General features: G+C 34.4%; 7 protein-coding genes. All 7 read right to left on the bottom strand.

The features are described from left to right. Nucleotides 1-129: 129 nt before the first annotated feature. The 7 genes from BUA72_RS09025 to BUA72_RS08995 all read right to left on the bottom strand — a co-directional run bounded on the left by BUA72_RS09025 (nt 130) and on the right by BUA72_RS08995 (nt 12,213). Nucleotides 130-1,020, bottom strand: coding sequence for a T9SS-dependent choice-of-anchor J family protein (locus BUA72_RS09025; protein WP_072922668.1), 891 nt, complete (start codon nt 1,018-1,020; stop codon nt 130-132). 146 nt (nt 1,021-1,166) lie between these two features. Continuing rightward, nucleotides 1,167-4,091: a fibronectin type III domain-containing protein gene (locus BUA72_RS09020; RefSeq protein WP_072922667.1), complete on the bottom strand. Its 2,925-nt coding sequence runs from the start codon at nt 4,089-4,091 to the stop codon at nt 1,167-1,169. A gap of 1,179 nt (nt 4,092-5,270) precedes the next feature. Then, nucleotides 5,271-8,066 carry a reprolysin-like metallopeptidase gene (locus BUA72_RS09015; RefSeq protein ID WP_072922666.1) on the bottom strand — a complete coding sequence of 932 codons (2,796 nt, stop codon included), beginning with the start codon at nt 8,064-8,066 and terminating at the stop codon, nt 5,271-5,273. A gap of 521 nt (nt 8,067-8,587) precedes the next feature. After that, nucleotides 8,588-9,355, bottom strand: a complete 768-nt coding sequence (locus tag BUA72_RS09010) for a helix-turn-helix transcriptional regulator (protein WP_072922665.1) — start codon at nt 9,353-9,355, stop codon at nt 8,588-8,590. A gap of 673 nt (nt 9,356-10,028) precedes the next feature. Next, nucleotides 10,029-10,991: a T9SS type A sorting domain-containing protein gene (locus BUA72_RS09005; RefSeq protein ID WP_072922664.1), complete on the bottom strand. Its 963-nt coding sequence runs from the start codon at nt 10,989-10,991 to the stop codon at nt 10,029-10,031. A gap of 330 nt (nt 10,992-11,321) precedes the next feature. Continuing rightward, nucleotides 11,322-11,660 (bottom strand): transposase, encoded by a 339-nt coding sequence (locus BUA72_RS09000; protein WP_072922663.1) that lies wholly within the window; start codon nt 11,658-11,660, stop codon nt 11,322-11,324. 73 nt (nt 11,661-11,733) lie between these two features. After that, on the bottom strand, nt 11,734-12,213 hold the full coding sequence (locus BUA72_RS08995) for a transposase (protein ID WP_317043237.1): 480 nt from the start codon (nt 12,211-12,213) through the stop codon (nt 11,734-11,736). Between the last annotated feature and the right edge of the window lie 474 nt (nt 12,214-12,687).

The following is a 12,687-nucleotide window of genomic DNA, read 5'->3' as shown; positions in this document are numbered from 1 at the left end:
ATACCAAGAAGACCCATCTTTTCTGAGTCATGCCCCAGCATTCAATAAAAACCTCCCACAATGAGTAGGAGGTTACAAACAAAAACACTTAATGATGAAAAAAGTTTCTTTCAAATACAATTGAAGAAATTACTTTTTGATAAACTTCTCTGTTGTTCTACCTTCTTTTGTTTCAATGTTGATGATGTAATTTCCAGATTTTAAATTTCTGACATCAACTTGATTATTATTCAGGCTGGCATTTACTTTTCTTCCGCTCATATCAAAAACTTCAGTACTCACGACTTTTTCTTTAGATTTTAAAGTAAGTACATCTACTGCAGGATTAGGATAAACAGAAATCCCGATCGCTTTCTTACTTACTTCAGAAGTATCCAGCGCACCTGTTGCTGTAACTTTAAAATCATCAATAAACAACGCAAACTGATCATCCGAAACACACTGTATAGCTATGTATACATTTTGCCCGGAATAGGCATCTAAATTGAAATTATGCTGGTTCCATTGTGTAACCGGAGGAGTTACTATAGTTACAGGATTAAGCTTTGTAAAACTTGCTATGGCAGTATTTGTTGTGGAAATCCAAATATTAAATTTTTCAAGACCATACAACTCATTTATAGACTTAGCCCAAAAACTAAGACTATTTCCAGAAGATCCCAAAGTAATCCTTGGACTTATCAACCAGTCATTATTCGCAAGAGGATCTCCTTCACTCACATTAAAACAAGCCATTGCCTTATTACCAGTTCTTGCTGTTGTCTGCATGCTAGTAGTAGCAGGAACTATTCCTCCTCTATTAAAGACGATAAAAGCTTTAGGAATACCCTCATTCGGAAATTCACTTTCATCCAACGAGTAGGATCCCTGACCATCCAGATCTGTTAAAGTCCAGCTGCCCACGGTGCCTGTAATATAGGCAAAATCAGAATAATTTTCGAAACTGTCTTCAAAAATGGTAGTTTGTGCATTCAAGGAATATAATCCTAAAAAAGCACTCAAAATAGTATTTTTTTTCATAATTTATTATATTAACATAATTTTCCCTTATCATTATACTGCTTACTACGGAGATGCATTATAGCCAATAATCAGTGCTCAATTAACGATGTTTATACATACCTCTTAGGTTAAACATAGAGCCTAAATAAGGCTCTATGATATAGTTATTGTTCTTTAATGAATTTCTTTTGAACTGATTTTTCATCATCTTTAATATCTATGATAAATACCCCATTGATCAGTTTACTTACATCTATTTTATTATTCAGCAGTATTCCGCTTTTTATAAGCTGACCTGTTGCGCTGTAAATTTTGTAATCAGCTTTTTTGCTGATATTCTTCACATACAATACTGAACTTACCGGATTAGGATAGATTAAAATATCTGTCTGGTTGATAGAGTTGAGTACTGGCTGCTTAGAAATTCTTACGCGGTAGTCTTCTACTTCACCATTACTAGAATCAGTGCAGTTGACAGGAAGCCCGTTTCTCTGCATCGCTACTCTCATGACAACATATTTGTAATCAGTCATACTTACGAATGCATCTACTGGAACATTGAAAGTTGCACTAACCGGAGTTGTGGTATTTGGATGAGAAACAAGTATTCTCTCATCAATATCAAAATCTCCGTTTCGGTTAAAATCAATCCATGCTACAATTCCTTGATCATGATTAGTTCCTTTCCATGATTTTTCGACAGAAATCTCATTGCCTACAGACCCTTGGATCAAATCTATCATTGTTGCAGGGTTTTCTGTGTAATCTGTATATTTTGATGATTCTGAAATGTTTTCCATTTTAACCTTCCCGTATGGTTTTATCGTAACTTTTGAAAGGTATTCATTTGTTGAATCTCCTGATGACATATTACAGTAGATCACTGTTGGGGTTGTAAAATAATACAGAGGGGTACATGTACCTGAAACACCATTACAAATATTGGCAACTTGCATCTCATACTTAGTCAGTTCTGTCAATCCGGTCAGCAGATATTTATTTGTTACTAAAGAAATGTTTGTCCAGCTTGGAATTCCAACTTTTCTGTATCTAAATATATATGCAGCGCCCGGAAAAGGATCCCACCGAATTTCAGCAGAGGTAGGTGCAAGGTTAGTGATCGTTAATCCCGGCGGAGGCATTTCACAGACTCTCTCTGTGGTAAATACTGCAGGGTTGGAATATAGATTCGGAGTGACCTGTCCTGCACATTGGCTGGCTATCTCAACCTCATAAGCAGTATCTGGTTCCAAAGAATTTATACTGCCTAGTACGTAGGTGTTTGCCGGAGCAGCAGGCAGGCTAATGATCGGATTTGGCCACCCTGTTACGCCTACTTTTTTCCATCTCATATAATAGGTAGAACCGGCAGCAAGCGGAGCCCAAGTTACCAAAGCAGAAGTTGCTATAATATTACTTATCGTAACACTTGGAGGTGACGGATCACATTTCGTTGAAAATTCATTATGAGAGTAAACAGTCGTGCTGCCATTACAAACTGCAGCAATCTCAACTTCATACTGGGTTAATGGAAGTAAATTTAATAGATTAAAAGTATTAGTCATTCCCGGAGCAACGACGGCCGGCAGATTCAATGTAGTCCAGGTCCCATTTGAGACAGGTCTATATCTTAATATATATGAAGTTCCACCACTAGCCTGAGGCCAAGTCACTGTTGCTGCATTATGAGTAATACCATTTACCGTTACCACTGGCGTAGTAGGAGTGCACCTAAACAATTTAATGTTATCTACTGCTGCAGGCGGCGGTGTGGCACTGAAGAAATCATCATTGGTCCACTCGAAAACCAAGCGCATTGTATTACCCGCAAAACTACTAATGTCTAAATTCGTATTAAGATAGGATTGCCAGGCATTCTGTTGATTATAATTATTACCCAGTTTAATTCTTCCTGCACCAGCAGTAATTTGAGTTCCGGCAACAGGCATATAAGAGACCGGAACAAGCCATACTCTTAAATAATCATAAGAAAAGATTCCCCCGTTTGCTTTCCAGTCAAAAGACAAAGTAACAATAGAAGCTCCTGCAGGAATCGCAATATCCCTATAGGCGTGAGTTATACTGATTGAACTGGTTGAATAGGTATTGGAAGTTCCACTGTTATCAGATATATAAATTGAATTGGCGGGATTTCCCGTAGCAGAACCATAAAACCATTTATTGATCTGGGTTCCATTGACAAATCCAAAGTCATTACCTGCAGAAAAGTCTTGGCTATAAGGAATCGTTGCCGGTATCTGAGTTGTCATGAAACTTGGCCCGGCCACCCACGAACTGCTTTCAGTAGGACTGCAGACAGATTTTACCCACCAGTAATAAGTTGTATTAGATACCAGAGCTGTTAAATTTACAGATGTTCCAGAATTTGTCCCTGTTGGAAGGGTCCCTGCGACAGGAGGAACATTCGCTGTTGTAATATAATATGCATAACCATTACCAGGCAACGGACTTGGCGCCGTCCAGCTTATAGTACTTGTATTAGAAGTCACCGAAGCTACAGAAAGACCTGAAGGGACTATGCATGTGGGAATAAGCAGATTGATGTTATCCACAGCAGCCGATGGTGGTTGGGCACTGAAGAAATCATCATTGGTCCACTCGAAAACCAGACGCATTGTGTTACCTGCAAAACTACTGATGTTTAAAGTCGTATTCACATAGGATTGCCACGCATTCTGTTGATTATAATTATTACCCAGCTTAATCCTTCCCGCTCCTGCGGTAATTTGAGTTCCAGCAACAGGCATATAAGAGGCAGGAACAAGCCATACTCTTAAATAATCATAAGAAAAGACTCCCCCGTTTGCTTTCCAGTCAAAAGACAAAGTAGCAATAGAAGCTCCTGCAGGAATCACAATATCCCTATACGCATGAGTTATACTGGTTGAATTGGTTGAATAGGTATTGGAAGTTCCGTTGTTGTTAGATATATATATTGAATTGGTAGGATTTCCCGTAGCAGAACCGTAAAACCACTTATTGATTTGGGTTCCATTGATAAATTCAAAATCATTACTCACAGAGAAGTTCTGACTATAAGGTAAATTCGCAGGTATTTGACCATTCATTAATGGAATTAAACCCAAATGTGTTAGAAAGGATAGAAGTAAAAAATAGATAAAGGATTTCTTCATAGTTTTAATAATTTAATTAGAGCTGAATTTCATGTTATTGCCAAAAAAATATTTTTAGTATTGTATATTCTGTAGCTCAATCATTTATTATCCTTAAAATCATCGAGCATACCATAAAAGTCATCATCCTGTGTAAATTTAGGATTTGTATGTAATAGCGTTCATCTAATTTTTACATAAAGTATGTTGGTAATCATTTTTATTCAGTCTCAACTATGTAAAGAAATGAACAAAGGTTTCAGAGTATAAAGACAAAGAATTATGTAATATTACATGTATGCCTGAAACACTTTGCTCATAGATTCTATGAAATATTTAAAATCATTTCAGTATTATTTTTCCTCAAGCAACATTTATCACATCTATGATGATGTTCTTCATTCTCTAAGTAACGGCAAACCTAAAAAATTAATAATCAGTTTTCCTTAACTGAATGTTATTAACTGTAATTTTTAAGACAGTGATATATCATACCTAACAAATTATTTTTCAAAAATATAAGTTTCTGAAAATAAATTACATAAACCCGACACTACAAATCACCTACACATATACTTCATGTCTGATAATAAGTCTATTTGAGAAACTGAAATTCACAAAATGAAGAAAGCTATGTAGAATTGAAGCTTAGTGTATTGAAACAGGGTTATTAAGAATTGAAGATAGTACACAGCTTTTATAATGTTTATTTTGTGTTCTTTTGGCCACTTTGAATAATAATTCAATATTAATTCCAAGCTTCTCGGTTGATTTTAAGACTGTGCTTCTCTCTTCATTTTTCACCAGATTCAAGTGTTTGGTCTAAAAAGCTTAATCAAATATTTTTATTCCTGCTTTATAAAGTCCAAGGTATTTAGCTACTAAAATCATACTTCATCTATTATATTTACCTGATTCATATTTAAAATATTTCACTATATCCCGGTTAAAAAGGATGTATTTGTATTTCATTTTTAATAATGAATTTTTTCGATTAATTCCCAAAGCATATTACCACTCAAAACAGGAGAAGTTTTCTCAATACATAGAAGTGATTATTATGAAGATCACAAATACAGGAACTAGTTATCAACTGGTTCCTGTATTCTCGAATTAACTATATATAAAGATTAATTATTTTATGATTAATTTACTATTATAAACACCTTTTGAAGAATTGATATTTATAATGTAGACGCCCTTTGGTGCATTAATATTAAATTCTTTTGTACTGTCACCCTCACTATTGTATGCGGAAGTGTGAATTAATCTTCCACTGGAATCAAATAAAACAACCTTAACTTCTCCTTTTAAGTTTCTGGACTTTATAAAAAAGTGACCGTCATTTGGGTTAGGATAGATCTTAATATCATCGGACAGTGGCGAAGAAGAATCATTAGTTCCTAAAGTCTGAGTTTCTCTTGTACATACTTCAAGAGCCCATGAATTGAGTGTTCCTATATTGTCAGTGAATTGATCTGAAACAAATAATTTCCATTCTCCTTGCGCCCGATGTCCTTTAAAGATTGCTAAAGATTCAACAGATTTTGTTTCCCCTTGAATCGGTGACGTACAGATGGCAGCATTACCTGTATCGCTAAATGCAGCAGTAATACCAGACTGTGTATTACACTGATGGTCCCATATAAGGGCTGACGATCCACTAGGGCTTTCTATACCAATTGCCAAATCCCTGACAGTAGTATGCGAAATAGAAGGGATTACTTTTATTCTGGTAACAACTCCTGTATTGTTTATCAATAAAGGAACTTCCAGTTTAGGACCCGATATAGGACCATTTTGCCCATCATTTGGTCCATTTTGCCCATCCGGAATAGGAACTGCAGCTCCGCTATAAGTATAGGTGTTACAACTTTCTCCTGTTGCGTTGTAATCTATCACAAAACTTGGGCTTACCGCATAGTAAACATTCCCTACAGCTTCTATCAAAATATAGGCATTTGCAGAAGTAGATCCTGGAGGTATTGTTAGTTGCTCATTTCCATCATTGGGTGTATTGGCTGCAATAACAGTAAATGTCTGCCCACCGTCTGTAGACAGTTTTACATTAACGTTGGCTGTATTGACCGGTGCCTGATTTGAATTGGCAACATCCCAAGTCACACTAGCAGTCCCTCCTGAGGATAATGACTGTCCGAATATCGGAGCTGTTACCTGAAATGGTCCAGATCCAGCATTTACTGTTATTATCATTGCATCTTTGGAGACCTGCGGCTGCACTGGGTTGTTGTTTCTTACTGTAGCTACAAAATTAAGATTTCTCGCTACACTTGATACTGCTTCCCATCGGGTTGATAAAACTCCTGAAAGTACTTTATTGAAATCTGGAAAATACCTTACCGGAGAACTTATCGGAGTAAATGATCTAAATGTAGGGCCTGTAGGCTTTGTAGGATAAGCTGAAGAAATATTCCCTGCTCCTATCTGTGCGGCAGCTGCCTGATCTGCCTGCTCCCAGGTATATGTATAACCAGCATTAGCGGCATCAGCTGTAGTCGCTTTTAAAACAAATGCTGTCGACTTTGGAATTATATAATCTGCACCCGCATTGATATGCGGAGCTTGGCTTACAAAAGATGTATTGACCCCACAGGCAATACTGTTTATTTTATTTTTAATTTGTGTAATACTGTTGGTGTGAAAATAATCATTGGAATTAAACTGCACATTAGATTTTTCTGTAATTCCAGTATATGCCATTATAGTGCTCCCACTTCCTGGTTCTACTTTCTGGTCTGCTTGTGAAGATCTGAAGGTGTAAGAATGTCCTGCTCCCAGCTGATGTCCCATTTCATGAGCAATATAGTCTATATCAAATTTATCTCCTTCAGGAAAATTATGGGCAGTCCATCCAGCCCCTTTTCCGTTATCATTACAGATAACCCCTAGACCAGCAGCTCCGCTTGCATATTTTCTATCTATCAAATGTCCCATATCATAATCTGCAGCTGCAATTCTTGTAGATATCTGCGTGTGGGCTTCATTTGGTCCCCCATTTATATACGGATCTGCAGTCGGGTCCAAAAATATAATTGTTTCATTATTTGCTATTAAATTAAAATGCAATGATAGATCTTTTTCAAAAACGCCATTCATTCTGGTTAAGGAAGCATTCATTGCAGAGAGAATCACCGCCTTTTTCTCGCCATCTGTAGCTGTGACAGGTGTACCCGCTGCAGTTAAATGATATTGTGCATATTCTCCCGTACAGGACAAAGCAAGTCTGAAAACATTAAAACCTGCCATTTTCTTACTGACAATCCCCTTATTATTTTCGAGAATACTTTTCTCTACGGTCTCTTCAACAGAACACTCAAAAGGCTGTTTCTCTTGCCCCCTTTTAGCATTTGAGTCAAATACAGCATATACTGTTCGGTCTTCCGTATAGGGTTCGATAAATTCAGTTATCCCAGAACGGGTGATCATGGAAGAAAACCCTACTGGTGACAGACTGAATCTCAGATATACACAAGGATCATAAACACTGGCTCCTACATATGATTTGATGTCCGGATATTTTTTCTGAAGCTCAGAATCCATATTGGAAGATTCCCAGACCTGAAACTTTTCAATTTTTCCACTTGCCACAGGAAGCGAAACAGTAACTCCTTTAGATCTGGAAAAACGCTCTGGAGCATCTTTCAACATCATCTTGAGTTGATCAGCATCCAGTGAATAAAGTGCTGCATACTCTAATTTTTCATTAGACGGTTTTACTTTCTGCGCTCGTAAGGAGGTTTCTGTCCATTGTGAATATCCTAAAAAAGGGATAAGTAATAATAAAGCCAAAAAGTAAAACTTCAAACTGCTGTTGTTTTGATTTACAGAATCTTCTTCTGAAAGATTATAGCACCTTGCGTTACCCGAAATTACAACAAAAGCGTTAATATCAATTAATTTTTTATTCATATATCATTTTTTTATTTTACAAATATCTAAATTCGCTATCAATTACGTATATAGATTGTTACTGAACACCCCAGATGTAGTATATTTGTAGGAGCATTTTTCAAGGTCTTGTAGCCCAATTGCACTTATAACTTGTTTTATTTGAAATATCCTCAAGACTGAATGTCTTTTTTAGTCCATCTTATTTTAAAAAGATCGACAAGATTCTGTACGAACTACCACCACGCACTTCCCTGAAGTCTGAAAAAACATCAACACACTTTTGTATCACAGCATTAAAAAAATGAGCAAAGGTTCACAGAAAGAGAACAAAACGGTTATGAATGTTGATGTTGGGATATAAAAACCTCTTAAATCTACCTTTTGCTCTAGTATAATACATATTACATTAACTAATATATTTACATTTTTAGAATGTCAGTTTAGTTTTTATATTATCATTGATGTTGCATATCAACTGTCATTTAACACCTTCTCCGCTTCTACAGATTAAGATTTAGTGAGTTGCATTTCATCTCTATTTATTCAATTTTTTTGAAGAATAAGTATAAATCCTGATCACTGAGAATTTGAAGCTTTTTTCTGATTCTATATTTTTTCTGCTGAATAGATTTATGCTGAACAAATGTAAAACTTGCGATTTCTTTTGAAGAAAAGTTAAGTTTGAGCATTGCACAAAACACGATGTCTCCATTGGACAGGTTAGGGTTCATGATCAGCAACTTATCAACGAAACTTGGGTAAATGCTCTCAAATCTGGTTAAAAAAGAAGGATCGTTTGCTTTTACAAGCTGTATCAGATCATCAACAGCTACGCTCTTAACTCTATTTTCAAATACTTCTTTTTCTATATTCAAGTAATTAATTTTGGTATGGACTTTCATATAGTTTTTATAAAAAAAACTAGATAGTACTGTTAATACAGCAGTAAGAAAAGAACCGAACACATAAATTATGTTAATAAACTTATCTACATTGCCACTCTTTTTTGATAATATTTTTTCTTTGGATATTAGGTTAACCCCATTTTTATTTTTGGGAATTTCTTCAGTTCTGCTCTCTTTATGTGCGTCTTGGTCGTTACAATTATTTTTAATAGCACTTATGTCAGCAATATTTTGAAAAATTTCTGGACTGTAATTTAAAATATCCACATCCTGAAGCGGCATACTTCCTGAAACATTTACATTGTCGAAATTGTAAGCACTTTTTTTGATGCTGCAAACAGTTTCAAGGCTGACAAAAAATAAAACAAATAATAAAGAGGACCGAAAACAAATGCTATCCATTTTAAATTAGGTATATTTTTAAGTGATGTATAAAATTTTTGCTTAGTTCATTGTTGGGATAATTCCACCAAGTTTAAGTTTTTGAGTTATTTTTCTTCAATTCTGGTTTTCAGCCATTGGCTACCATACCAACTTTATCTTCAGTATAACACCTGTAATTATGTCAAAAAAGCAGCTATCTAAAAGTAGAAATATGGTTTAAAAACTTTAAACTTTGTCATTATTTAATTTTTATTAAAGCTAAACTAGAAAGACTGTTGATATCGTATTTAATAATTCCGTCGTAGACGATCCCATTCTTACTTCTTGTCGACTCTAAAGTCAATATCTGTGTTGCTGTCACGTTTAAATAAGAAATAAGTCCGAAAGTAAATCGGCCGTTAATATCCAAAACTTGTGGATCATACTGCGGCACCAATGTTGAAAGGCTAGCTGATGCCCATTTACTATCAAGATTAAAATGTATATAATCGTGCACTCTTGAATTATCGTATTGTGAGGATTTTCAGGACTTGAAAAAACTCTCAGTTACAGCATTATCATAACAATTTCCTTTTCCGCTCATACTTCGGGTAATGTTTTTTCCGACTATTGAGGTAAATTCTGTGCAAGCATACTGTATCTCTTGCTCTTTCTATTTAAAGTCTTGGAATAGACTTCTATCCCACCTCTCCTATTCAATAATTATTTCTGAAGAAAAATTATCAAGTTTAAGGATGTAGTTTCCTGGATTCAAATTTTCAAGATTAATTTTATTAGAATTTCTTAACGGATCTGTAATAGACTTCATAAGAGAACCTTTCATATCATAAATTTCAGCTTTTAAAACTTTCTTAAAGCTTTCTCCTTTAATAAATAATTCACGGTTTTTTACAGGATTAGGATAAATACTAACTTTTCCATCTTCTAATTTGACTTCATTTAGCCCTAATGTTGAGGTTTCAATTGAAAAAGCAAAAATATTTGAAATACTGCCAGCTCCAGTCATTCTGTTTATACTTACCGTCTGAATAGGTTTTGATTGATTATTTGGAGCAATAGACAATGGTATCTGATATAATTTTGGATTAGGTGAAGCTTGTTCAGAGGCATTAGTAAGTCTATTAATCCTACCTACACCTTCTACAGCAAAGTTTACTCCGTTATACCAATCAGGCAATATAACTCCTGAAAAAGACTGTGATGTTCCATCTGTAAAAATAACATTGATAACAAGAGTAGATGACCCGCCGCTATTAGACGCAAGCATATATAAAGTTTTGGATGCTTTAGGAGTAGCAAAGGTAATAGTTGATGGAATTCCATTAGCCGTCATTCTTAATGAATTAGACATAGAGTATGATGCTAACTGATAGCTAAGTCCGAATGTTGATGCAACTACTGAATTGATAATACCATTTGCTGGTAATCCAAAACTCCGAGACAAACTTCCGGATGCAGCCTTAAAATCAATTGAAACTAAATTATTATTAGATCCATCAAAACCAACAGACGTAGATCCCACCGCTAATCCAGTTCCGTTAGCAATTACATCGGCATTAAATCCACCTATAATTTTCATTTTATCATATGCCTGACATTCAAAATTACTGGCAAATCCGAACATTAACATGATCAGAAAAAAAATTTCTTTCATTTTATTTATATTTTTAAGTTAATAATTAAGAGTTTTCTCTGCCTTACAAGTTAAAACTTGTTTCATTTCTTGCCTATTGGGCTTTTATACAATACAATACAATACAATACATAAGACAAGTGGATATCCTAATTTAGCTTCCAGTTAGAGTTAAGCATAAAACCTTAATTTTAACTTATGAAACGAGAGCGAAAAATCTTCGTTGAAACTATATCTAATATAGAGTTAGAGTTGGGTGTAGGAGTATTAATCCCTACACTTTGAGCGGAAATAAATCCACAGAACATGACTCCCAAAAGGATAATTGTTTTTTTCATACTATATGTTTTTTTAAAAGAACTTAACGTAAAATTGTTTTTTCCATTTTGCAACAGTATTTCTGCTTAATTTATAATGCAAAGCCAATTGCGTATTACTCAATCCATTTTTTTCTTGAAAATCCAATATCTGAAGGATTGTTGATTTATCATAAGCACGAAACTTTTGATTGGCTATATTGGAATTTTGCTTTTTGCTTTGAAATAATAATTCATTAATCTCAATTATATCCAATACTGATAGACTTTTCTTTCTTAGTAAATGACAACAAAGTTCTTTTTTATCAGGAAACTTTTTTGCAATAATGTCGTTATATATTTTATTATAATTAGGCTTTAGTGAGTTCCTCATTTAATTTATAATTTAAATATTATCTTCTTAATCAAAAAAATAGGTTTTGATTAAGATCGAAAAGCTTAGGTCATTAGTTTGAATCACTCCCCATGTTGTATTTATTAACCCATTTATACAATGTAGTTTTTGGTATCCTGTATTCATCAATTATTTGTTGTTTAGTTTTCTCATGGGTATTAATCTGTTCTATAATAAAATCAATCATCTCTTTTGTATAAACATTCTTGCGGAACTGTGACCTATTCACCTTTTGCTTTTTTATTTTTGCAGAAACCGGAGCGTACAAAATAAGATGTTGACAATAAATCCTAAAAAAGTCAAACTCTAACAATTTGCACCACTTCAGTAATAAATCCGTAGCCAGATCAGCATGAGAATACATCTTTTTGATTTCTTCTTCAGTGCACTTAAAAAAATTAGTGATTCTCCCAGGTTCTATTCCGCTTTCTACAACAGTTTTTTGAATTATAATTCCTATGTGGATATCTTTATAGTTCATCACAATATTCCAGTATTTTTTGAGGTTATGCCAGAAGCTAGCTTCTGGCATAACCTAATTATATATTTTTTTCTATTTCGGATACTTTACCCTGATTATTCTATTGGCTAACTATTATGTCTAAACAGTCATATGTCATATAAAGGATCCCTATGATTTTAAGTTTCTTTCCACTACAGAAAGTTACCTTAAAAAAAAATAAACCAGACCAGACTGTAAGCCTCAAGGATTAATATAGAAACTGACTAAAAACTTACAGCACGCCATAATAAAGTTTGTTTGGCCCACCTATAGCAACCAAACTTCCGTTAGATATTTGGTCAGGCAAATGACATAACAATTTTTTCCAAATGTATTATCAATTTCATTATCAGTAAAAATAATCTTATACTACTAATATCCTTCATCCTATCAAATTCATTAAAAATAAGCACATTACTGTCTTTTATCTTTTCATTAATTACCACACAAGGTTTTTAAAATATTTGATCAGTCACAAAATAACACCAATAGACCCCTTTGTTT

The sequence above is a fragment of the Chryseobacterium sp. OV279 genome (genome assembly GCF_900128945.1).
Lineage (GTDB): Bacteria > Bacteroidota > Bacteroidia > Flavobacteriales > Weeksellaceae > Chryseobacterium.
Note: the sequence above shows the minus strand (reverse complement) of the source record. Positions and strands in the feature narration are given on the sequence as shown.